The sequence below is a fragment of the Bacillus marinisedimentorum genome (assembly GCF_001644195.2).
Taxonomy (GTDB): domain Bacteria; phylum Bacillota; class Bacilli; order Bacillales; family Bacillaceae_O; genus Bacillus_BL; species Bacillus_BL marinisedimentorum.
Window position 1 is genome coordinate 48906 of sequence record NZ_LWBL02000013.1, and the last position, 21912, is coordinate 70817.

The window sequence follows — 21912 nt, forward strand, 5'->3', positions numbered from 1 at the left end:
AAATGCGGCTTTGTCGATATTTTAGAATCGGAGGGGATTTCAGTGAGTAAGACACAGGAAATCATTAATTTAACCGAAGAATATGGCGCACATAACTACCATCCGCTTCCTATTGTCATTTCCAAAGCGGAAGGGGTTTGGGTGGAAGATCCCGAAGGCACCAGATATATGGATATGCTGAGTGCATATTCCGCAGTCAACCAGGGGCACCGCCATCCGAAAATTATCGAAGCGTTAAAAGAACAAGCTGACCGGATCACGCTGACCTCCCGTGCTTTTCACAACGACCAGCTCGGACCGTTTTACAAAAAAGTGACCGGCCTGACAAACAAAAATATGGTCCTGCCGATGAATACAGGTGCTGAAGCGGTTGAAACCGCCGTTAAAGCAGCCCGCCGCTGGGCTTATGATGTAAAAGGCGTCCAGGAGGACCAGGCTGAAATTATCGCCTGTGAAAACAATTTCCACGGACGGACAATGACAGCGGTTTCATTATCTTCCAACGAAGAATACAAACGGGGCTTCGGTCCCATGCTTCCTGGCATCAAAATTGTACCGTACGGGGATATTGATGCCCTGAAAAATGCAATCACAGAAAACACAGCCGCTTTCCTCGTAGAACCGATCCAGGGTGAAGCTGGCATCATCCTTCCTCCTGAAGGCTTCTTAAAGGAAGCGTCTGAACTGTGTAAGGAAAATAACGTATTGTTTATTGCGGATGAAATCCAGGCAGGCCTTGGCCGCTCCGGCAAAACGTTTGCCTGCGACTGGGAAGATGTCGAACCGGACATGTACATTCTCGGCAAAGCACTTGGCGGAGGCGTATTCCCGATCTCCTGTGTTGCTGCCAATAATGAAGTGCTCGGCGTATTTGAACCAGGTTCACACGGATCGACTTTCGGTGGAAATCCGCTCGCCTGCGCCGTTTCCATCGCGTCGCTGGAAGTCCTTGAAGATGAAAAATTGGCTGACCGTTCACTTGAACTTGGTGAGTATATGATGGGAAAACTGCGTGAAATCAGTAATCCGGTCATAAAAGAAGTCCGCGGCAAAGGCCTGTTCATTGGCATGGAATTGACGGAACCAGCCCGCCCTTATGCTGAAAAACTTAAGGAAGAAGGCCTGTTGTGCAAGGAGACACATGAAAATGTCCTCCGCTTCGCACCTCCGCTAATCATTGCAAAAGAAGACCTGGACTGGGCGATTGATAAAATTAAGAAAGTTATGGCTGTATCATAAAAGGCAGATTATCCTTGTAACCGTTTTACAAATGGAAAACAGCCAGTCTCCACACATGACGGGTGACCGCAAGGCGCTATGTAGTATCGGAACATTATAATCGGTAAAGAAAAACGCTCAGATTTTTTTAAAAAAATCTGAGCGTTTTTTATAGCAGCCTTTAATTGTAAATCCGGTTAATAGCCTGTTCATACACATAGCATTTCAAAACGGGGAGTTGATTTCCGGATGCTGTTGCTCTCTTTCAGCACGGGCACAAATGCGGCATCCATTCCTGCTTCCCTTCGGCCGCACTCACGGTGTCTGCTTTGCCGGAGGGTGGCCTGAGCCTCCTCATCCCTATCCAAAACAGAACCCGTTATGTCTGAACAACACACTCTTGCAATATACAGGCACTTTTGTTCTTCAATATTTTAACAGCCTTGCAAACCTGTCAAACCCCGTTTAAAACAAATCCAGAAAAGGAATTTATACTAGAGACAGTATGTGCATGAAAGTTTTCAAGAAAATAGGAGGGTGGAAATTGGAAAAACAATTTTTTATTAACGGAGAATGGACAGGCGGCGACCTGGAGCGCCTGGAAGTGAACAACCCTGCCACCGGAGAAACTATCGGTTCTGTTCCGATGGGCGGCAAAAAAGAGACACGCCAGGCGATTAACGCCGCTTACGAAGCATTTGAGGGGTGGAAGAACCTCACCGCTTACGAACGTTCCGGCTACCTGAAAAAACTGAACGATCTTATGCTTGAGAACGAGGATGAGCTGGCTGAAATCATGACAAAAGAAATGGGCAAGCCTTTTGAAGAATCTAAAGGCGAAGTGCGCTATGCAGCATCATATGTGGAATGGTTTGCTGAAGAAGGGAAACGGGTGTACGGACGGACGATTCCCCCGCATAAAGACGGTAAACACATGGAAGTCCGTCATCAGCCTGTCGGCGTGGTCGGCGCAATCACACCGTGGAATTTCCCGGCAGCCATGATCACCCGGAAGCTTGCGCCTGCACTTGCATCCGGCTGTACGTTTGTCGTGAAACCAGCTGAGGAAACTCCGCTTACCGCTGTCAAAATCGTTGAACTGGCAGAACAGGCCGGTATTCCAAAAGGCGTTGTCAACCTCATTACAGGCGACCCGGCTGAAATCGGCGGCGAGCTGCTGAGCCATCCGCACGTGAGCAAAATCACCTTTACAGGATCGACGCAAATCGGCAAGATGCTTATGAAGCAGGCATCCGATTCCCTGAAAAAAATCTCACTGGAACTTGGCGGACATGCACCTATCATCGTTCTGGATGATGCAAATGTCGATAAAGCTGTTGACGGCGTCATTGCTTCCAAATTCCGAAACGGCGGACAGACCTGCATTTGCGGCAATCGCATCTATGTTCAGGAAAACATCCTTGATGAGTTCACAAAAAAATTCGTAGCGAAAACAAAAGAACTCAAAGTCGGCAATGGGATGGAGGCAGGCACAAAAATTGGTCCGATCATCAATAAAGAAGGGTACGAAAAAATTGACAACCATGTTCAAAATGCGGTCAAACAGGGTGCTACTGCCGCAGCGGGCGGCAAAGGATATGTAAATGACGGAGTCTATTTTTATGAACCGACCATTCTTACCGATGTAAAACCAGGTATGATTATAATGAATGAAGAGACATTTGGACCGGTTGCGCCTATTCAGAAGATCTCCACAATCGAAGAAGGTATCCGCCATGCCAATAATACACCATTTGGTCTGGCCGCCTATGTGTTCACGGAAAGCGTCACAAACGGCAACAAAGTCGTCAATGCGCTTGATTACGGAATCATCGGCTGGAACGATGGAATTCCGTCGGCCGCACAGGCTCCGTTCGGCGGCATGAAACAAAGCGGCATTGGGCGTGAAGGCGGAATTGAAGGCATCGAAGACTATCTTGAAACAAAATACGTTTCAATCGGTATTGATTAAAGAAAAAACCGCAGGCAAGAAGCCTGCGGTTTCTTCTTGATTTAGCGGAACAAAGCCAGAGTCGGAAGTGATCATTGCCCCTCATCTGTGACCATATTTGATAATGTACCGATTTCCGGTATTGTGATTTCCATCAGATCTCCCGCTTTTAAGAAACGAGGCGGTTTCATGCCTTTTCCGACCCCTGCCGGCGTTCCGGTTGCGATAATATCACCCGGCTCGAGCGTCATCCCCCTGGAAATGATCGAAATTAAATACGGTATGGTGAAGAGCAGCTCATTCAGTGATCCCTGCTGCCGTACCTCTCCATTGATTCTCGTTTCAATCTTAAGTTTCGCCGGTTCAGGTATTTGCGAGCGGTGCACAATCCAGGGCCCTATTGGACAAGATGTATCAAGACTCTTGCCGAGTAAATATTGCTTATGCTTTTGCTGAAGATCGCGCGCTGTCACATCATTTAAAATGGTATAGCCGAATATGTGTTGAAACGCATCTTCTTCTGTGATCGCTCTGCCTTTTTTTCCGATAATGACAGCAAGTTCCCCTTCGTAATCAAGCTGAGCGGTAACATGTTTATGCAAATGTACAGGGGCTTGATGGCCGACCACAGCAGTCGGGCTTTTTGAAAAAATGATCGGCGCTTCCGGAACATCTTTTTCACTTCCGAGCTCAATCGCATGGTCACGGTAATTTTTTCCGATGCAAAAAATGTTTTTTGCCGGGCGCGGTATCGGTGCGAGAAGTTTGACTTCCTCCACATCAAAGGAATATGGATGGTCTTGCTGTGTTTCGATCCATGACAAAATTTCCTCTGCCCGCTTGATGAACATGCTCCCCATGTTTATCGCTTCCAGCATAGTGCTTGGGACGATTTCCTTTCTGTCCATAACTTGCTCCGCTTTATGTAAATCCACGACAGTCCGGTCCCCGTCCGTAAGAACACCGACAAACGGCAGGCTTTCGGTTTGACCTGTAATAAATTTCAAAACGATGTCTCCCCCTTTTGGCTATTGCTTCCCATAAATTTTCTCTGTATTCTTCGCTGTTACCTGTTTTATTTCCTTTATCGAAATGTTTTTTATTTCCGCGATGGCTGCCGCCGATTTTTCCAGGAGCAGAGGGCTGTTCCTCTTCCCTTCAAACAAGCCGCCCAGCGGCCAGGGTCCGTCTGTTTCCAGAAGGAGCCGGTCTGATGGAACATGAGCAGTGAGCATGCGGTCACGCTCCCGCCAGCAAACTTCGGGTGTGACAGATATGAAATATCCGGCTTCGATTAGCTTTTCCGTCACCTCTTTCGGTGCTTTATGCCAGTGAAAATGGGCACGGAAATGCCGTTCTTTCTGCAATACTTCAAACGCCGGCAGAGCTGTTTCATGTACAGCATGCAGTACAACCGGCAGGTCATGTGCCCTGGCTGTCCTAACGTACTCTGCAAAGACTTCAATATATGGATCCAATGAAGAGATGCCGAGGCGCTCCCTTTCATAGTATGGGAGTCCGATCTCCCCTGCCGCGCTGATCAGTTCCCTTTCCTTTTTTAAAAGTGTCTGCCATTCGAGAATTTCACCTTCCGCAGGCAATTCGTATTCCGGGTGAAAACCGACAGCAGCTTTAATGAAATCCGGAAACTTCTCCTTCAATTCAAGCGTTTTATAACTCGATGGCAGATCCGTGGATACAGCTACCACACCTTTTACACCAGCAGCTTTCCACCGTTCAATGGATGCAGGGATATCCCCGTCCTCATATTTATCCAGGTGGATATGCGCATCATACATTTTATCAGCTCCCTTGCTGGTCTCTGTAGAATTTTGTATATTTCCCACTTCTTTTATCGAAAGTCTATGCAGGCAGATCAATTTATTAGATAATACTCCTAGCCGCCTTTTAATGCTATATTTACATAAGAAAAAATGAGTAAGGAGCCTACAGGGATGATAGAGAAAACAGTAGAGATGAAACGGGAAGAACTGGTGAAGCTCGCGTTTTTATATGGCTTCACTAATAGTAAAACGGTGCAGTGCAGCCAAGAATTGGACAACCTCCTCAACAAACTGCAGTATACGCGGGCAGGTACTGTAAAACGCTACGCCTAAAACAAGAAAAGTTTTCAAAAATAATAACCAGGGGCGCCCTTTAAGGCGCCCTTACTTTTCTTCCCTCTCTTCAGAAATTTCAAGAATTCTTGACTGGCCCCAGGGCGTGATGCTGATTTTCACAATAAACTGTTCAGTCCGGCGTTCCCACTGGGTCCCGGTATTTTCAGGCACAAAATATTTTTCAAAGCCATATTGTATTCTCATTGTCTTGCTGTACTGGTCATAATAGTTCAGCAATCCGGAAACCCACACGCCTTCCTTGCCTTCCGCCTTTTCGTGATATACCCCTTCCGCACAATAAACAGATTCACAGGGCTCAAGCAGGACAAATACCTTTTCATTGCGCCCTTCACGGGGAATAGGCTCTGTCGACCTCCAGAGGTGCTCCGGTAACGTGCTGATTTCATAATTTAAATACACATAATCACCGTAAAATAAATCTCGGGGGTCGATCGGTTCCGTTTTCAGCCGGATCTCTTCGCCGACATCTTCAGCAAGATAATACGAAGCCGTAAGCCCCATCAATACAAGCACCTGGGCTGCGATAAACAGAATTCCGGCTGTCTTCAGCATTTTCTTACTCATCATGTCCGCCTCCACTGCCCCCGGCTGCCCGGCGGCGTTTCTCCAGATACCAGCTTAATGCGAAAAGCAGTACACCGCCGACAAGGAAAAACAAGGATTTCGGCATAAAATCCCAGGCCAGATGAATATAAGCAGCAAGTGTACTGACAAGAAACACGACCGTTCCAAAATTAATTTTTTCAATCCGTTCTTCTTTATAGCCGATCAGCAGACTTAGAATACTGTAGATGAGCAGCAGGATCACATAAAAAACATCCGCTGCCTCACCAATGTAAAACCACGGCAAAAACAGGAGGATATCAGTAAGGTTAGCCTTATCCGTCCTGGAAACGATCAAGAAAAGCACTGCTGCCGCTGCTGAAAAAAATACCGCAAGCAGCACCGGTTGTGAAAGTTCTTCCGCAATGCCGCCGGAAAACACCATGAAAAGGCTAAAAACAACACCGCCGAACAGGCTCACCCACCGAAATGGCCAGTAAACATTGTTCTTGCCCGACACCGCACCGAGAAAATAAAGGAGCGCAAGCAGGACCGGCATCCACAGCCCCGATTCGAGCTCAGCAATGACAAAGAGAAGTCCTGTAACCGCATAGCCCAGTCCGAAAACGGCACTTGTTTCAATCGAAGCACGGTGATAGACAAAGTGCCCTGCTCCTAACAGAAAAATCGCAGCCAGGATATAGCTGAACGAATTAAAGTTTCCGAATATATATACCTGTCCCGCAATCGAAATCAGCATGGGAAGAATGAGCAGGAACCGGCTTGGTATCAGGGCTGCTGCCCCCAGTCCGGCAATGGCCCACAAAATAAATGGTGAAGCGGTAAAGGAAACGAAGTGAAACATTTGCCCGATCAGAAAAATCCCGGCACCGAATGATGCCACCCCGATACCGGCCAGGCCGGCGCCAGCCCTGTCATTTCCTTTTTCATACTGCCGGAATCCAATCCAGTAGAAAGCAGCCATTGCCGTAATAATAATTGAGACACGTACAAGTTCATGAATCTGCTGCCAGTTTGCAGCAACGAAACTTAGAATTCCCAGTGCGATCAGGATACTGGCAAATAGCGGCAACAGGCTTTTGTACCGCTTCCGCGGATAGCGTTTAAGCAAAACATGGTACTGGCCTTCTGTGATAACTCCGTCTTTTACCCATTTCGGGCCTTCTTTTTTCAACCATTGGCGGGACATTGTCACCCCTCCTTTTCAGTTTCCAAACGTTTGAAGCGCTGAAAAGAACCATATGTCAACCCTCTCCACAGCCACTCAACCGGTCCGAATCGATACCGTTTGATCCACCAGATACTTGCAGCTGCCTGCAAACCAAAAATACAAATCACCAAAATAGTGCCAGGTACAGGCCCCACTTCTCCATACAGCCCGAGGCCGTAGCTGTAAAAAATGAGTGTGCCGATTACCGACTGAAGCAGGTAGTTGCTGATTGACATTTTTCCAACAGCAGCAAACGGGCTCATCAAGCGGGAAAAGGTTTTTTTCTTCGTAAACAGCACGATTGATGATGCATAAAAAAGGGCTGCGGCAGGGCCGCCGATTTCATCCTGAAAGTAATCTGCAGCAGGTGAATGCCCGATTACGTACGGCAGAAACTTAAACACGATTGCAAACGCAAACGCAGCAATCCAAATTTTTAAAAGGAAACCATGATGGTCTTCAGTATCTTGAAACAAACAGATTTTTGAAGCGGCGGCCCCGAGCAGGAACATCGGGAACAGGGATAAAAACAGAAATACCGGCCCAGCGCCCCCGGCGATGTTAACATACGACCAATCCTTGATCCGCTGGCTTGTAATCTCCCCATAGGTTCCTGATCCGTATATCTCAATTGACTCATACACCATTGGATGTTTCGAAACATTGTATTCCATGCCGCTATCCGTCATGCTGACAGCCGTCAGCATCATGCCGATCAGCAGCACTTTCACTGCAATGATGGCGAGTGCTGTCAGCGCAAGGGTCCTCGCACTTCGTTTATGAAAAAGAATGAGAATAAAGCCGATAATACTGTATGTGATCAAAATATCCCCGTGCCAGATAAAAAAGGCATGAAGGATACCGATAATAAGCAGCACGGCTAGCCTTCTTGCAAATAACCTTGATGCGGCAAACCCTTTCGCTTCGGCACGTTCCATAAAGATGATCATTCCGTATCCAAACAAAAACGAAAACAGGGTATAAAAACTGGCCTGGGCAAAAATATCGATGAAACGCTGAACAGCAATGTCTGCTGGACGATCCCATATTTGGCCGATATCCAGATAAAGCCATGGAGCGCGAAAATCCTCCATGTTCACGAGGAAGATCCCGAATATTGCAAATCCCCTTATTATATCAAGTGATAAAATCCTTTCTTTTCCTCCGACCGGCTGTGCCTTCCCTTCCAATTTTGCAACCACCTTTCTCCTTTTATTGTACTACAAGCCAGGGAATGAGTCTGTTGAAAGAATAAAGCAGAATGTATTATGGTGCAGTGCAGGTGGCCAGCAACATTTCAGAACAAAATGCACGCTTGAGGCCATGAATAAAATCCAGGCGCCATACTCCGCTGCATGAGGATATTATAGGAACGGAAGCTCGCCTGCCGTTCCTTTATTTGCGGAAGGATTGTTTTTGAGGCACTGAATCGGAATTCAGTGCACTTAAGTTGGCGGGTGGCTTGCTTTACAGGCACTGAATCGATATTCAGTGCACTTAATTGGCGGGTGGCTTGCTTTACAGGCACTGAATCAAAATTCAGTGCACTTAATTGGCGGGTGGCTTGCTTTACAGGCACTGAATCGGAATTCAGTGCACTTAATTGGCAGGAGGCTTGCTTTACAGGCACTGAATCGATATTCAGTGCACTTAATTGGCGGGAGGCTTGCTTTACACGTACTGAATCAGATTTCAGTGCACATAAATTTGTTGTTTGAGAACATTACAGGCACCGAATCGTAACTCATTGCCATTCCTGGTGTTTATCTGACCAATTTTCTTTGGACTTTTTTCCATACTAAGGCCAAAAGTGACCCCTGCACACACCGGCCCGGGTTGCCAGGATAATCAGAGCATGCATTACTGCAGTTCCATACCGAATCTCTTTTTCACTGTATCCTTGTTGTCTGTTGCAGCAAACAGATCCCACAATCCGAAATTTCGTAGTTCCCTTAACAACAAGAAGCCTCCGCTTCATTTGGCGGAGACTATAATTCTTATTTAGTTAACAAGCCGTTCTTTGCCTTCCCAGAATTCTTTGCGCAGCTGTACTTTTTGGATTTTACCGGATGCTGTTTTAGGGAGTTCTTCAACAAATGTTACAGCGGTCGGCGCTTTGAAGTGGGCAAGATGTTCACGCGCAAAGGCGATGAGATCCTGCTCTGTCAATTCCTCCCCTTCTTTTTTGACAACAAATGCATGCGGTGTCTCTCCCCATTTTTCATGGGGTACAGCGATGACAGCCGCCTCCACAACCTGCGGATGTTCATATAAGACGCCTTCGACCTCGATTGAAGAAATGTTTTCACCGCCGCTGATAATGATGTCTTTTTTACGGTCAACGATTTCAATATTCCCAAGTTCATCGACAACCGCCATATCACCTGTATGGAGCCATCCATTACGAATTGCCGCCATGGTGGCCTCATCATTCTTCCAGTAACCTTTCATGACACCATTGCCCCTCGTCAGCACTTCACCGATTTCCTGGGAATTCCACGCCACTTCATCACCGTGGTCATTCACGACTTTCACATCGGTCCCGATCATCGGATAACCAGCTTTAGCTTTCAGGCGGTGCAATGTCTCTTTCGGCAACCCGTGATGCTGCGCGCGCGGAATGGAAAATGTGCTTAGCGGTGCAGACTCTGTCATTCCGTATACTTGAATGAACTCCCATCCCAGTTCGTCCTCAACTCTGGAAACGAAGGATGGCGGCGGAGCGGAACCCGCGATAACCACCCGGACATCCTGCTCGTGGACAGGTTTGTTCTGTTCAGCATACTGAAGGAGACTGTTCAAGACTGTCGGCGCCATGTGCATTGATGTCACCCCGTGTTTCTGAAGCTTGTCGACAATGACCTCAGGAACCGCCTTTCTGAGCATGACGTGTGTTGCCCCGTTCCCGGTATAATAGAAAGGGCCGCCCCAGCCATTGACGTGGAACATCGGCAGGACGTGGAGATAGACATCCGAATCAGATACACGCAAATGGTGCTGGACACTTAGTGCATGCAAATAATTATTCCGGTGGGTGAGCATGACACCTTTCGGCTTGCCTGTTGTCCCGCTCGTGTATAAGAGGCTGCAGACATCATTTTCATCAAGGTCCGCCCTCTTGAAGGATGTTTCAGGGTACTGCGACAGCCAGTCGTCATATGCTGTTTCAGGCCCATCCTTTTTGCCGTTGTGTACGATAATTTTTTCCACCGTTTCGAGGTCCTTGATAATCGGCTTAATCAAGTGGTACAATTCCTCATCGACAAACAGCAGCTTGCTCTCACTATGGTTTAGAATATATAAATAATCTTCTGGCGTCAGGCGTATGTTCAGCGGCACCATGATGCCGCCTGTCTGGAAAACTCCATAAAAGCCTTCGAGCATTTCCAGGGTATTCGGAGCAAGATATGCGATACGGTCCCCCTTTTCCGCGCCAAGATCCTTCAACCCATGTGACAGCCTGTTTACCCGTCCTTCAAGCTCACTGTATGTCAAGCTCTTTTCATCATCGATCACTGCGGTTTTGTCTCCATACAATTTCACTGCCCTGTCCAAGAAATCCATCAACAGCAAAGGCACTTCCATGTGTATCCCCCTTTAAATGTTTAGAATATTCCAATTTATCTTACCATAATATTTCTGCTTTTTCACATATGTATCTTCTGAACGGGGAACAGAAGCCCAATCTGCTTCATATACTGTTCAGGAAGAACAAATAAAGGGTGTTTTTGTATGCCTTCGATCGTAGGAGCAGTCAACGTTCAAACCGTTTCTTCTTCCGCAGTATTCAACATCGGCGATGTTTTCTCCATTTCGCCGCGAAGTTCATCGAAAACGTTTTCCGGGGCCGGATCCTTCAATACCGGTGAAGTAGTCCGAAATTATAACGAATACAGTCAGACAAATACATTGGACCGCGACCTGGTTGACCAGCCCCAGGTTGCAAATGCTTAGCATAATTTGCATGTACTGATTCTGCTTTCTCCTTCATATATCTTTATAAAAAGGACCTTTCAGCGAAACTTTAAGCAGCCGATGGCACGAAAATCATAAACAACCCCATAGCCTTGCAGCGCTATGGGGTTCAAATGGGTACAGCCTTGCGGATTCAGCTTAAAAAGAAAAGGAGCGTGGTCGATTGAAACTTTTCGTCACGCAATCCATTATGATTCAGACCATTAAAATAGGAGGCATAACCAATTCTTCCGTTCTTCAAATTGGGAGCGCCGGCATGATCAGAACGCTCTCCAATCTGTATAACACAGGCGGATTCACTGAACCGGCACCGGAACCAGTGCAGCCCAAGGGAGGAACGGGCACCCCGCTGGTTCCCCTCCAGCCTCCATATAGCCGTGGTCTTTCTCAAATGAAGGAGTGACCTTATGTTTTGTTCAAATGAGCTGCTCCAGTACTTGCATGAAATGCATCTCTTTCATCAGTATCAGCAGAAAAAAATCAAAAGAATGGAAACTGAAATTGAGCAGCTTCGGCAAGAGGTACAGAATCTGAAAGAACAGCCTGGAACCAGCATTGAACGAATCGAGTACAGCTTTGATCAGTTGAAAATCGAGACACTAGAGGGGACATTGAATATCGGCCTGACACCGTCCGGAGGCGAACCGATCGAAGAGATGCTCGTCAATCATGCCGGCACTCCAGGTCCGGGCCCCGGTTTTGATTATACCGTTCCGTTCATGGATGAAGAATTGATGAGCAATGTCCAGGAGGAGCTGAATCGTTATTTAAAAGAAGAAGGGCCTGCCCTCCTTGATGAACTGGAACATAAATACGGGCAGCCTCTCAGCCAGGAATACCGTAAGCTGATTGTCAATGATATCGACAATCAGCTCGAAAGCCGCATCCTTTATTATGTACAGCAGTACAATAAGGAATCAGACAGCCGTGCGAATGCCGATCAGACGGCCGATGCAGTCGCCGCGCGTGTCAAAGACGATATCCGGAACGCAATCGAGGCGTTTATCAAACATTTGCCGAAAGGAGAATGAAGATGCATTACACCGTCGTAAACAGGGAATTGGCTGTAGGTGATATAAGTATCCTCGGGGTATCAAGTTCATCGATCGTTCTTGTCGGTGATACAGAATCGATTGCGCTTTCTTCCATATTCGATACGCCTGCCGAATCATTGATCATCGGTCCATTCGTTCCGCTGTCACCGGAAACAGGACGCTGATGTACAGCAGAATTTCGCTTGTAAAGGAGATTTTGGCCGGATCTGTCATTTTCAGTTCCGTGTTCGAAATCGGTGATTCCAATCACTTGAATTTGAAATCACGGGCGCTCGCGGTGCAGCGTGAACAGCAGATTTTCTTTGACAGGGAAGGAGCTTTCAATTATCCCCTGTTCAAGCGGAACATTCTCCCTCCGCCCCCCGTCCGGGTGCCTTTTACGATGTCAGCCATATACGAAGAGCCTCTGATCCGGGTAAATAAGATAGATATCAAGGGTGTATCATCATCTAGCGCTCTTCATATCGGTTCTACTTGCTGGATCAAAGCTGAAGCCCGCGTCAAGCATATCAGGCAGCTTGAATCGAGAAACGAAGAAAATGCGGAAGAAGAATAAGCCCGAACAAAATGAAGCCGGCTCTCATAAATTGAACTATAACGTTAGAACGAAAAAAGGGTGTATCTTCATGCCATCAATAGTCGGTCCGGTAAATATCAATGAAGCGTCAGGCGTGGTAAATTTCGGAGACACATTTTATGTCTCCCCGAAAAGCACCGGCAAAACATATGCAGGATCAGGCGGCTTTAACACCGGTAACTTTGTGAATACAAATAACGGACTTAGCTCCACGAATACTGGTGATCCTGATGCGGCTGATTCCAATGTAAGCGCAAATGCCTGACACAGAGAACAGAATCACCTGCGCCGGTTTAGCGGCGCAGGCCTTTCGTGTGTCAGTCTGTATGCATTGGCTTAGGTTATTGCATTAACTCTTAACTCCCATTTATCCGGGCAAGGCTGCCGTACCGGCCGCCTTTCGGTGTGCTGTACCATCGGCTCCCCGGCATAGATTCAAAGGACTTATCCTGCTTTATTGGATATTAATAGAAGCCCGCCCGCTTTTACAGCGGAGAGTTGATTTCCGCTTCAGGGTCTCGCTTCTTCCACAATCTTTTATCAATAGGCTCTGTTAAACGTTAGTGTTGATTTCCGTTGCAGGTACTCGCTTTCCGCGGGGCGGGCGGTGAGCCTCCTCATCGCTTACGCTCTTGCGGGGTCTCACCTGTCCCGCTAGTCCCGCAGGAGTCTCGCACCTTCCACTCCAATCAACTAGTGAAAAAATCAACATTGAGCTTTAACACAGCCTATCAATAAAAAAACAGCCCAATTCAATTGCGAATTGGGCTGCTATTTGGTGTTCGATTTACTGATTTATACTCGAAAACCGAACACGTTTACACGCAGAGCGGGCAGTCTTCCTATTCATGAACGTCTGAATCCTTCTTCCTCCAGATACTGTTTGGCTTCATTATACGAAGGAAAGGTGCCGTCCAAATTCAAGCCGGCATATACGTTCCACATCTCGTACTCACGCATCAGGACAAGGCGCTGATTGTCCTGATTGACCCACTCTTCCTCAAATGCATCATCGGTGTCTGAAGGAGCATATGCAAGTGAAGCAATCGATTCTTTAATGATCGACCGCAGCTCTTCCTCCGAAAAATCACGGATGTTAACCATGCCTCTGCCGTCTGTAACATATCCATCCACATACTTTCCATATACAAAGCCGTTGCCATTCGGATGAAGGTGATAAACGACATTCTTTTTGTCCCTTATACTCTCGTCGAAGTGGAAATTAATCCGGCCCAATGAAACGTCCTTTCGTTCCAACTCAGGAAATGACTCTGCTATTGCAAGTTTTTCTTCAAATGAGAGCATACATATCTTCCTCCTGCACAATGTAACTGATCGCTTGACAGCGGTTTACTCTTCCCACACCTTTACTTCTTTCATGACGTCCCCGGCTTTAATACGGAGCACAGTATCCATGCCTTCTGTCACCTGGCCGAAAACAGTGTGCACTCCATCCAGGTGCGGCTGCGGCTCATGAACGATGAAGAACTGGCTGCCGCCGGTGTCTTTTCCGGCATGTGCCATGGAGAGCGCGCCCGGCACATGCTTATGGGGATTGCCTTCGGTTTCACATTTGATTGTGTAGCCTGGGCCTCCAGTCCCGTTTCCCTTTGGACAGCCTCCCTGGGCTACAAAACCAGGAATAACACGGTGGAACGTCAATCCATTGTAAAATCCCTCATTCGCCAGCTTGCCGAAGTTTTCCACCGTCCCCGGTGCCTCGTTTGGATATAAGTCAAACTCTATTACTTCTCCATTTTCAAATGCGATCGAACCTTTGTTCATTATGATTCCTCCTGAAAAATTCATTTTTAGCATGCACTACAATTGTATTTGAAAAAAGCCCCAAAAGACAAGCAGTCATAATCGGATGGGATTTCACCTTTTTTTCCTGAGCGACTTCTTCGTCCGCGGCACCCTGGCAGGCGGCTGTTTGCGAATCCATTTCAAGTATTTTTGTATGTGTTCGTTGCGCTGTAATGCCCCGATCGTATTTAAGGCGGCGGCAAGTTCTTCATTTGAAAACAGTGCATGTACCTGTTTATGGCACGGTATACAGAGTGTGGCGGCCGGCAAAAAAGTTCCTCCCTTTTCTTTTGGGGTCAGATGATGCACAGTTGTCTGTACGCCGCTGCGCCCGCATAACTCACATGTTCCGGAGCTGTTTCCTTTTGGGCCCATATTCGTCACCCCTGAAAATAATTTTGTTACCATCCATAACCGTCTTTAATTTGGCATGAATGTCCTTGTCAAACCTTATTGTTGATTTTGGGCCTGGTTTTTATCAGACGAGTCGCGGTTGATAATGCCCTTCACTCTCTTTGCTTGAGCTTACGGACAAACTTTCCTTACTCGTTCCTGCCGAGCTCCCCAGCCGGATTTCCGGGCAAAAGCATTTCAATAACAGAACTATATGATACTTGGACGCCGGATTCTACATCATCTCATGAAAAACGACGCTTCCGTTTCCTGATGGTTCGGCCGGTTTCACAATCAGTTTTCGCGGCATACGCTCTCTTAATTCCTGGACATGGCTGATGACACCGATTGCCATGCTGCTTGACTGCAATTTTTCCAGTGACGTCATAACGGTATCGAGCAGTTCATGATCAAGAGTGCCAAAACCCTCATCCAGGAAGAAGAACTGCAGCGGAAACTGGCCGCGGAGCTGGATTTGCGAAGACAGAGACAGGGCCAGTGCGAGTGACGTCAGGAATGTCTCCCCGCCGGAAAGCGTTGAGACTGGCCGCCTCACTCCGCCGTTTGCATCATCCCGGATGACAAAACCGCCGGCGGAGTCCACTTCGATTGCATAACGCTGCCTGGTGAGCTGCCCGAGCCGTTCCGATGCTTCACGGGCGACCTGAATCAACTGTTCTTCTGCGATATATTCGACAAACTGATTGCCGCGGAACACTTGCTGCAGTTTCCCGAGTTTTTCAAGTTCCTTTTCGACTTCAATCCGCTGTTCATCCAGTGTTTCGTATCGGCTATGATTTTCCTGGAGCACACTCAGCCATTTCATCTTCTCGCCTTTATCCTGGAGCGCTGCATTCACTTTCTTTTTTATAATTTCCCGGTGCTCTTGTGTTTGGTTCCACTCTTCAACCGTTAGCGCGGCAGTTCCGATTTTCTCATTCAACTGGCCGATTTCATGCTCGATCTGGTTCACCTTTTCCCTGAATTGATCGACTTCGGCCTGCCATTGCTGCTGTTCCTTTTCATCTCGCTTCGCCTCTTTTACCTCTTCAACTCTGGTAAATGGTGAATCGTTCAAGACGCGGAGCCACTTTTCTTCCGTCTCCCGCAAGCGGCTATCGCAATCTTTTAATGAGTGTGATGCGGCGGATAAACGTTTTTCAGCCTCCTGCAGCTGCTTGCGGGTCTTTTCAAATGCTTCATGGAAAAAGGTTTCTTCCTTTTTCAAACGATCCAGTTTGCCGGATGTTTCTTCCAGGAGCTCTGACGGCTTACGGTCGCCGGCCTGCCGTTTCAATGCCGTTTCTGCTTTTTCATAACTCTCTTTTTTATAGGAAAGGTTCGACTTCTGTTCCGCCACTTTTAATTGCAGGTCAGTCAGGTTCTGTTTCCGTTTTTCAATGTCAGTCTCCCAGTCTTCCAAAAAACGGACACTTTTTTCGATGCTTACTTTCAGTTCTTCCGCCCGGCTGTCTTTTTCCATGATGCCTTGCTGCAACCTCACAGCTTCCTGAAGGGAAAATGCAGGAAATTCTTTTGACCAGAAAGCCCTTTTTTCTTCGATTTCGTTTTCCGCGCTGTCCAACTTTTTCCGTTTTTCTTCAAGACTTTTCTCAAGTTCTTCTACGGTCTGTGATGATTGCTGAAGGCGGCGGGAAATCTCTGTCAGACTCCTGGCTGCGGCTTTGACATTTTCTTCTGTTTCGAGGAAGTCCTGTTTCAGCGCTTTCGTTTCCGTACTAAGCCGGAAGGCGGTTTCTGCCAGCTGTTCCACTGAAAGGCCGCGGTCAAGCTCGACAAGCGGTTCCACCTCTTTTTGCGCGCTTGATGGTTCTATTCTTTCCGGTGAAAGGGCTTCGCTCATCCGTTCAGACAGCTGTTCATATTGCAGTTTAAATTGGTGCAGCGTTCGGCTTTCTTTGCGGATGCTGTCAATCGTTCCTTTTAACTCCTTCATATCCTGCTGCAGCAGGCCGGCAGATTGAACCTTTCCATGAACGGGTGCAGGATGTTCAATCGATCCGCAAACGGGACAAGCCTCGCCTATTTTCAGGGAGGCCGCCAGTCCTGATGCGATTTCTGTTATTCTTGCCTGATCGAGTTCTGCTTCTTTCTCTTCAATCCGACTGAGTAGATAGCTTTCCAATTTTTCAGTTTCATATAGCCGTTCACTCACATGGTGGAACTGTGTTTCCAGCGTCTTGAATAAAGCGGTGCCCTTCTTTTGAATTGATTGCTCTTCTTGCAGCAAGCGTTCATGTTTCTTGTTCGATTCTTCCCATGCCGCTTTTTTATCCGCATGTTCCTTCTCAGCTTCCTGTTTATTTTTCTCTGCGATTTGGATATGTGTCCTTGATTCATTGGCCCGGCGGATGTCTTCACGCTCTTTCGGCGATACCGCTGCCGTTTCAAGCTCTTCTTTCAGCCGCTGCTGTTTGGCCTGTCCTCTTTTATACTTGTCCTGCAGGTCTTCAAGCTCCGTCTTTTCCTTATCGATCCGGCTGCCGGTTTCTTTCAGCTTCTGTTCAAGTCCGTTTATTTCTTGCCTGAGGATGTCCATTTCTTTCTCTGTTTCTGCTGCCTGCTTCAGCTGTTCAACCTTTACGGTCAACACCGGCTCTTCTTTTTCTCGACTCTCTTTAGCCTGTTTATATTGATTTTCCTTACTGCCATACTCGGACTGTGCCTCTTCAAAGGCTGCGGCTGCCTGTTCTTTTTCATGCTGCCATTTCGATTTGCGGCTTGCCGCCGTTTCATATTCATCAAGATAAGGGGAAAGGCGGTCTGCCATGCGGGCGTGTTCCAGCTGTATTTGCAAGGCTTTCATTTCTTCTTCGCGATACCGTTCGTTTTCTCTTTCTTTCAGCAGTTTTTCCCTGTGATTCTGAAGTTCCCATTTTTCCTTCTGTTGCTGATAGAGTGTTTCAGCCTTCTCGTATTCCGTTTCGCACTTTTTCAGGAATGCGTCCGCTTCAGATGCGGCTTTTTCTGCTTCTTTGAGCGCATCATCGGAAGCATCTCCAAGTCCAGCCTGTTCTGAGATGATTTTTTCGTACGCTGTTTTTTTCCTGCCAATTTTACTCCTTATGTTCCGGTTCAGTTCATCACCGTACTTTTCCAGATTGAAAAGGCGCTGCAGCATCTGGCGCCGGTCTGCACCTTTAAGAGATAAAAACTCGGCGAACTTGCCCTGCGGGAGCACGACCGCACGGGTGAAGTCATCGATCGTCAGTCCCAGCAGGTCCATAATTTCACGATTCACTTCACTGTTTTTATCCGCCATGACAATTGTTTTCTCATCGTCGCTTTCATCAATGAGGCGGCAGACCGATGTTTTCACAGTGACGTCGCCCGTCCGCTTGAAACGGCGCTCCACCGTATACTGTTTCGACACAGCGGCATCCTTGAGCTGGAATGTGAACGATACGTGCAATTCATCTTCGGCATGGTTCAGGATGCCCTGTGTATTGTTGGCCGCCCGTTCCACTTTGCCGTACAGGGCGAGTGTCATGGCATCAAGCAGCGAAGACTTTCCGCTTCCTGTCGGCCCAAATATGCCGAAAACACCGGCATCGCACAGCGAATCAAACTGGACGGTCTGCGGTTCCCGGAAACTGTGCAGTCCTGATACAACCAACTTTATCGGTCGCATGATTACTCCTCCCCTTCCGGCTGGTCTTCATTCACCAGTTCCATGAACATGCCTGTCAGTTCAGGTTCAGGTTCCGCTCCGCCTGTTTGCCTTGCATAAAACCGTTTGAACAGTTCATCAAGCGGCAGGCTGCTGGCCGATTGCCTGCTTTCTTCTTCCGCCTTTGTTTCAAATACCGGCCTGATATGGATAAATCCGCTGTGCAGCTTTCGAAGCCGATGTATCTCTTCCAGCGATAATGCATTTTTTAGATGGATTTCCAGGTCAATCCATGAATTGGCATCTTTCCCTTCATCAAGCCAGTGATACACCTGATTCAGACCGTCAACCGCTTTCCAGGACACAAGCGGCTTCCCGCTGGACAGCGGAATTTCCTTCACTTCTGCTTCACTGCCTGGTTTTACATCAATAACTGTCACTGACTTCGCATAGCCGGATTCGGAAAAACTGTAGGCAAGCGGCGAACCCGAATACCTTGCCGGCCGTGTCGCCTTCCGGATATTCTGGGGGCGGTGCAAATGGCCGAGTGCTGTATACTGCGCACCTTCCGGCAAACTGTCGGCGGAAACGGTATAGGCGCCCCCCACTTCAATCGGCCGCTCGGAATCACTTGAACTGCTGCCGGCGACATAAATATGGCTCATGGCGATATTGACGGCATCATCCGTAAATGACTCGCTCAGTTTCTCAAAAATCGCTTTGATTTTCCGGTCATAGTGTTTTTGAAGAATTTCTTCGGCATTTTCCTGTGAAAGCAGTTCCCTCAGCCTTGCTTCTGAAGGATACGGAAGCAAGGCCAGGTTGATTTCTTCGCCTGTTGAAGGAATCACCGTTTTGAACGGCTGTAAGTCCGGCAGGCCGAATAAATGAATGCCGTGCTTGCCGGCAAGCGGTGATGCCGCTGACAGCCGGTCGGGATTATCATGATTTCCAGATATGAAAAAGAGCGGCCGCTTCCCCCCATCAGAAAGCCGTGCAGCACTTTCATAAAAAAGCTGTTCTGCTGCAGCAGGCGGATTGACGGTATCAAATACATCACCTGCCATCAAAATCGCATCTGCCTGTTCTTCTTCTGCTATGTCTGCGAGTTCCTCCAAAAAATCAGCCTGTTCGGCCAATCTGCTTCTTCCTTCCAGCGTCCTCCCCAAATGCCAGTCGGCCGTATGTATAAGCCGCAAATCTCCCCGCCCCTTTCTATTATTCTGTTAACCTGCCAGATTGCCAAAAAAGACCCTTCCGCCGATTGCCTGTGACGAAAAGGGGCCAGTCAAACAGATTTTCGCAATAAAGGTGCCGATTGCTCAGCACCATTAAAACTTTCCGGATTTCAAAATTGAATAAATGAGCCATAAAAACATTAGGAACGAAATCACAAATCCGATTTCGATTGCCGGAACCTCCGTCAGGATAGACGAAGAGTTGCCAAATGTCGAACCGATGATCAATCCGACCACAATGATACTGAAAGCAAGCAATGTGATGCTGAATGAAATTCTGTTGCTGATCCGGTCCAGCTTAAAGAGGAGCTGCTGCGTTTCCGGTAAAGAGATATTGATCCGGAGCTTATCTTTATTGGTCTTCGACAGCAGATCACGAGTCTGTTTGGGAAGTGTCTGCAGCAGCTCCCCCCACTCCTTGAGGTCATCCCAGACTTGCTCGCCGACCCGCCTGGGGTTGTACCGTTCTTTTACCAAACGCTTACCGTAGGGCTCTGCCAATTTCAAAATACTTAGATCCGGATTAAGTTCTTCCGCAAGAGATTCGACAGTCAAAACGGCTTTTCCAAGAATCGTATATTCAACCGGTATGATAATATTGTTGCGCTGTGCCGCCATAAACAAATCATTGACAGCATCCCCGATACTGATTTCGCTTAACTTCATATCAAAATACTTTTGATTCAGCAGCTCGATATCAGAACGAAGCCGATTTTCATCCACATCCGAATCGACAAGGGACATATCCATGAACGTTTCCATGATTGCTTCCGGATCTTGTTTCAGCATGGCAATAACAAGGCTCGAAAACTGATAGCGCATCGTCTTTGTCAGCCTGCCGACCTGGCCGAAATCGATCAGCGCAAGCTTCCCTTCCGGCAGGTAAAAAACATTGCCAGGATGAGGGTCGGCATGAAAAAAACCGTGGATGAAGATCTGCTCGAAAAAACAGTTGACGAGACTGTCAGCCAGCGCCTCCCTTTTTTCATCAGAAAGCCCTTCCACCGTACCCAGCTTTTCGCCTTTGATAAATTCCTGGACAAGAACGGCTTCTGTTGAATAATCCCAGTAAATTGATGGGATGACGATATTCTCATTATCCTTGAATTGATTGGCGACCTTCTCCGTATGATGGGCTTCCAGCGTGTAGTCAAGTTCATCCTTAATTGAACGGGAAAACTCATCAATAATATCTCTGACCCGGTAATAACGGGCCCAGTCAAATTGCTGTTCCAGCAGCCTTCCCAGTTCTTTCATGATGGAAAGGTCTACCCCTACCTGCCGCACGATATCCGGACGCCTCACCTTTACAGCCACTTTCGTACCGTCTTTCAGCAGGGCAAGATGCACCTGCCCGATTGAAGCAGATGCAGCCGGCTCCTCGCCGAAATCATCAAAAAGGGAATCAAGAGGCGCTTCAAGCTGCTCTTCAATTATCGCTTTGCTTTCCTCAAAAGGAAATGGATTGACGTCATCCTGAAGCTTTTCCAACTCCTTAATGATCGGAACCGGAAAAATATCCCGCCGCGTGCTCAGAATCTGCCCAAGTTTAATAAATGTCGGGCCAAGTTCTTCCAGCGTTTTTCGAAGTTTCGGCCCAATTGACGAGTGTTCCGGCTTTTTGAAGTCAGCCGCCACCCGTTTCGGTAATGACAGCATATGAAACAGGCCGATATCATCAAGAATATAGCCGAAACCATTTTTTGATAAAATTACTGCGATTTCCCTGTAACGGTTCATATGTCGAAATCTTCTGCGAAACATCAGCTTCACCTTTTTCCAGCGCTATTATTGATTGAAATCATCAGGAGATAAATCTTCAGCCGGTTTCATACTGTCCGGTTCTGTCTCACTGTATTCCATATGTTTTGCTTCAAGCTCCCTGATCCTTTTTTCAAGGTTTCTGTATTGCTCGATTGTCACAAAACCGAGCTCCTGGATGTTTTCTTTCACATCAGCTTTGAAATCTTCATTGAATTTTTGTTCAACCGATTCTCCTTTTGAAAGAAGGCTGTTCAGCAATTCTTTCGCTTCCTGGGGTGCAATTTCCCCTTTCACTGTCAGGTCATTCACATACTTTTCAACTTTTTCCTTGCTGGCTGCAGCAATGCCGAGGCCAAGCAGCAGCCCTCTTCGTAAATACGGATTCATAA

General features: G+C 47.4%; 22 protein-coding genes. 9 read left to right on the top strand and 13 right to left on the bottom strand.

The window, feature by feature from the left end:
• The first annotated feature begins 36 nt into the window (after window positions 1-36).
• Window positions 37-1239: an ornithine--oxo-acid transaminase gene (locus A4U59_RS03800; RefSeq protein ID WP_281183315.1), complete on the top strand. Its 1203-nt coding sequence runs from the start codon at window positions 37-39 to the stop codon at window positions 1237-1239.
• Window positions 1240-1762: 523 nt separating this feature from the next.
• On the top strand, window positions 1763-3190 hold the full coding sequence (locus tag A4U59_RS03805; RefSeq protein ID WP_070119844.1) for an NAD-dependent succinate-semialdehyde dehydrogenase: 1428 nt from the start codon (window positions 1763-1765) through the stop codon (window positions 3188-3190).
• 71 nt (window positions 3191-3261) lie between these two features.
• On the opposite strand, the gene A4U59_RS03810 is transcribed toward A4U59_RS03805, so the two are convergent.
• Both A4U59_RS03810 and A4U59_RS03815 read right to left on the bottom strand, forming a co-directional pair.
• Complete coding sequence (locus tag A4U59_RS03810; protein ID WP_070119846.1) at window positions 3262-4176, bottom strand: fumarylacetoacetate hydrolase family protein; 915 nt, start codon at window positions 4174-4176, stop codon at window positions 3262-3264.
• A 21-nt stretch (window positions 4177-4197) separates the two neighbouring features.
• On the bottom strand, window positions 4198-4968 hold the full coding sequence (locus tag A4U59_RS03815; RefSeq protein WP_070119848.1) for a TatD family hydrolase: 771 nt from the start codon (window positions 4966-4968) through the stop codon (window positions 4198-4200).
• A 156-nt stretch (window positions 4969-5124) separates the two neighbouring features.
• Here A4U59_RS03815 and A4U59_RS20775 point away from each other — a divergent pair, with 156 nt between their 5' ends.
• Window positions 5125-5286 carry an aspartyl-phosphate phosphatase Spo0E family protein gene (locus tag A4U59_RS20775; protein ID WP_083270640.1) on the top strand — a complete coding sequence of 54 codons (162 nt, stop codon included), beginning with the start codon at window positions 5125-5127 and terminating at the stop codon, window positions 5284-5286.
• A gap of 51 nt (window positions 5287-5337) precedes the next feature.
• Here A4U59_RS20775 and A4U59_RS03820 read toward each other — a convergent pair whose 3' ends face one another.
• The 4 genes from A4U59_RS03820 to A4U59_RS03835 form a co-directional block, all read right to left on the bottom strand.
• Window positions 5338-5874 (bottom strand): GDYXXLXY domain-containing protein, encoded by a 537-nt coding sequence (locus A4U59_RS03820; protein WP_157888130.1) that lies wholly within the window; start codon window positions 5872-5874, stop codon window positions 5338-5340.
• On the bottom strand, window positions 5867-7063 hold the full coding sequence (locus A4U59_RS03825; RefSeq protein ID WP_070119852.1) for a DUF2157 domain-containing protein: 1197 nt from the start codon (window positions 7061-7063) through the stop codon (window positions 5867-5869). The genes A4U59_RS03820 and A4U59_RS03825 overlap by 8 nt, the downstream gene beginning before the upstream one ends.
• A gap of 2 nt (window positions 7064-7065) precedes the next feature.
• Window positions 7066-8286, bottom strand: a complete 1221-nt coding sequence (locus A4U59_RS03830; RefSeq protein WP_169823908.1) for a DUF418 domain-containing protein — start codon at window positions 8284-8286, stop codon at window positions 7066-7068.
• A 799-nt stretch (window positions 8287-9085) separates the two neighbouring features.
• Window positions 9086-10669, bottom strand: coding sequence for a long-chain-fatty-acid--CoA ligase (locus A4U59_RS03835; RefSeq protein WP_070119856.1), 1584 nt, complete (start codon window positions 10667-10669; stop codon window positions 9086-9088).
• 147 nt (window positions 10670-10816) lie between these two features.
• On the opposite strand from A4U59_RS03835, the gene A4U59_RS03840 reads away from it, so the two are divergent.
• The 6 genes from A4U59_RS03840 to A4U59_RS03865 all read left to right on the top strand — a co-directional run bounded on the left by A4U59_RS03840 (window position 10817) and on the right by A4U59_RS03865 (window position 12956).
• Complete coding sequence (locus A4U59_RS03840; protein WP_070119858.1) at window positions 10817-11038, top strand: spore germination protein; 222 nt, start codon at window positions 10817-10819, stop codon at window positions 11036-11038.
• A gap of 184 nt (window positions 11039-11222) precedes the next feature.
• Window positions 11223-11462, top strand: coding sequence for a spore germination protein GerPB (locus A4U59_RS03845; RefSeq protein WP_083270641.1), 240 nt, complete (start codon window positions 11223-11225; stop codon window positions 11460-11462).
• A gap of 4 nt (window positions 11463-11466) precedes the next feature.
• A complete protein-coding gene (gene gerPC, locus A4U59_RS03850; protein WP_083270642.1) occupies window positions 11467-12090 on the top strand; it encodes a spore germination protein GerPC in 624 nt (207 codons plus the stop codon).
• A 2-nt stretch (window positions 12091-12092) separates the two neighbouring features.
• Window positions 12093-12278, top strand: a complete 186-nt coding sequence (locus A4U59_RS03855) for a spore gernimation protein GerPD (RefSeq protein WP_070119860.1) — start codon at window positions 12093-12095, stop codon at window positions 12276-12278.
• Entirely contained in the window at window positions 12278-12670 is a 393-nt protein-coding gene (locus A4U59_RS03860) for a spore germination protein GerPE (RefSeq protein WP_070119862.1), read from the top strand. Before A4U59_RS03855 ends, A4U59_RS03860 begins: the two co-directional genes overlap by 1 nt.
• A 70-nt stretch (window positions 12671-12740) precedes the next feature.
• A complete protein-coding gene (locus A4U59_RS03865; protein WP_070119864.1) occupies window positions 12741-12956 on the top strand; it encodes a spore germination protein in 216 nt (71 codons plus the stop codon).
• 581 nt (window positions 12957-13537) lie between these two features.
• Here A4U59_RS03865 and A4U59_RS03870 read toward each other — a convergent pair.
• The 7 genes from A4U59_RS03870 to A4U59_RS03900 all read right to left on the bottom strand — a co-directional run bounded on the left by A4U59_RS03870 (window position 13538) and on the right by A4U59_RS03900 (window position 21910).
• Window positions 13538-13996, bottom strand: a complete 459-nt coding sequence (locus A4U59_RS03870) for a hypothetical protein (protein ID WP_070119866.1) — start codon at window positions 13994-13996, stop codon at window positions 13538-13540.
• Between the two features lie 45 nt (window positions 13997-14041).
• Entirely contained in the window at window positions 14042-14476 is a 435-nt protein-coding gene (locus A4U59_RS03875) for a peptidylprolyl isomerase (protein WP_070119868.1), read from the bottom strand.
• 93 nt (window positions 14477-14569) lie between these two features.
• Window positions 14570-14872 carry an HNH endonuclease gene (locus tag A4U59_RS03880; protein ID WP_070119870.1) on the bottom strand — a complete coding sequence of 101 codons (303 nt, stop codon included), beginning with the start codon at window positions 14870-14872 and terminating at the stop codon, window positions 14570-14572.
• A 253-nt stretch (window positions 14873-15125) separates the two neighbouring features.
• Entirely contained in the window at window positions 15126-18542 is a 3417-nt protein-coding gene (locus A4U59_RS03885; RefSeq protein ID WP_070119872.1) for an AAA family ATPase, read from the bottom strand.
• 2 nt (window positions 18543-18544) lie between these two features.
• Complete coding sequence (locus A4U59_RS03890) at window positions 18545-19720, bottom strand: exonuclease SbcCD subunit D (protein ID WP_070119873.1); 1176 nt, start codon at window positions 19718-19720, stop codon at window positions 18545-18547.
• Window positions 19721-19852: 132 nt separating this feature from the next.
• Entirely contained in the window at window positions 19853-21499 is a 1647-nt protein-coding gene (locus A4U59_RS03895) for an ABC1 kinase family protein (protein ID WP_070119875.1), read from the bottom strand.
• Between the two features lie 48 nt (window positions 21500-21547).
• On the bottom strand, window positions 21548-21910 hold the full coding sequence (locus A4U59_RS03900; protein WP_070119877.1) for a phasin family protein: 363 nt from the start codon (window positions 21908-21910) through the stop codon (window positions 21548-21550).
• Window positions 21911-21912: the final 2 nt, after the last annotated feature.

Coding starts and splice junctions, on each gene's coding strand:
- A4U59_RS03820 (WP_157888130.1), bottom strand. CDS start 5,874: ATGAGTAAGAAAATGCTGAAGACAGCCGGAATTCTGTTTATCGCAGCC.
- A4U59_RS03870 (WP_070119866.1), bottom strand. CDS start 13,996: ATGCTCTCATTTGAAGAAAAACTTGCAATAGCAGAGTCATTTCCTGAG.
- A4U59_RS03855 (WP_070119860.1), top strand. CDS start 12,093: ATGCATTACACCGTCGTAAACAGGGAATTGGCTGTAGGTGATATAAGT.
- A4U59_RS03860 (WP_070119862.1), top strand. CDS start 12,278: ATGTACAGCAGAATTTCGCTTGTAAAGGAGATTTTGGCCGGATCTGTC.
- A4U59_RS03815 (WP_070119848.1), bottom strand. CDS start 4,968: ATGTATGATGCGCATATCCACCTGGATAAATATGAGGACGGGGATATC.
- gerPC (WP_083270642.1), top strand. CDS start 11,467: ATGTTTTGTTCAAATGAGCTGCTCCAGTACTTGCATGAAATGCATCTC.
- A4U59_RS20775 (WP_083270640.1), top strand. CDS start 5,125: ATGATAGAGAAAACAGTAGAGATGAAACGGGAAGAACTGGTGAAGCTC.
- A4U59_RS03885 (WP_070119872.1), bottom strand. CDS start 18,542: ATGCGACCGATAAAGTTGGTTGTATCAGGACTGCACAGTTTCCGGGAA.
- A4U59_RS03865 (WP_070119864.1), top strand. CDS start 12,741: ATGCCATCAATAGTCGGTCCGGTAAATATCAATGAAGCGTCAGGCGTG.
- A4U59_RS03875 (WP_070119868.1), bottom strand. CDS start 14,476: ATGAACAAAGGTTCGATCGCATTTGAAAATGGAGAAGTAATAGAGTTT.
- A4U59_RS03840 (WP_070119858.1), top strand. CDS start 10,817: ATGCCTTCGATCGTAGGAGCAGTCAACGTTCAAACCGTTTCTTCTTCC.
- A4U59_RS03825 (WP_070119852.1), bottom strand. CDS start 7,063: ATGTCCCGCCAATGGTTGAAAAAAGAAGGCCCGAAATGGGTAAAAGAC.
- A4U59_RS03900 (WP_070119877.1), bottom strand. CDS start 21,910: ATGAATCCGTATTTACGAAGAGGGCTGCTGCTTGGCCTCGGCATTGCT.
- A4U59_RS03880 (WP_070119870.1), bottom strand. CDS start 14,872: ATGGGCCCAAAAGGAAACAGCTCCGGAACATGTGAGTTATGCGGGCGC.
- A4U59_RS03835 (WP_070119856.1), bottom strand. CDS start 10,669: ATGGAAGTGCCTTTGCTGTTGATGGATTTCTTGGACAGGGCAGTGAAA.
- A4U59_RS03895 (WP_070119875.1), bottom strand. CDS start 21,499: ATGAACCGTTACAGGGAAATCGCAGTAATTTTATCAAAAAATGGTTTC.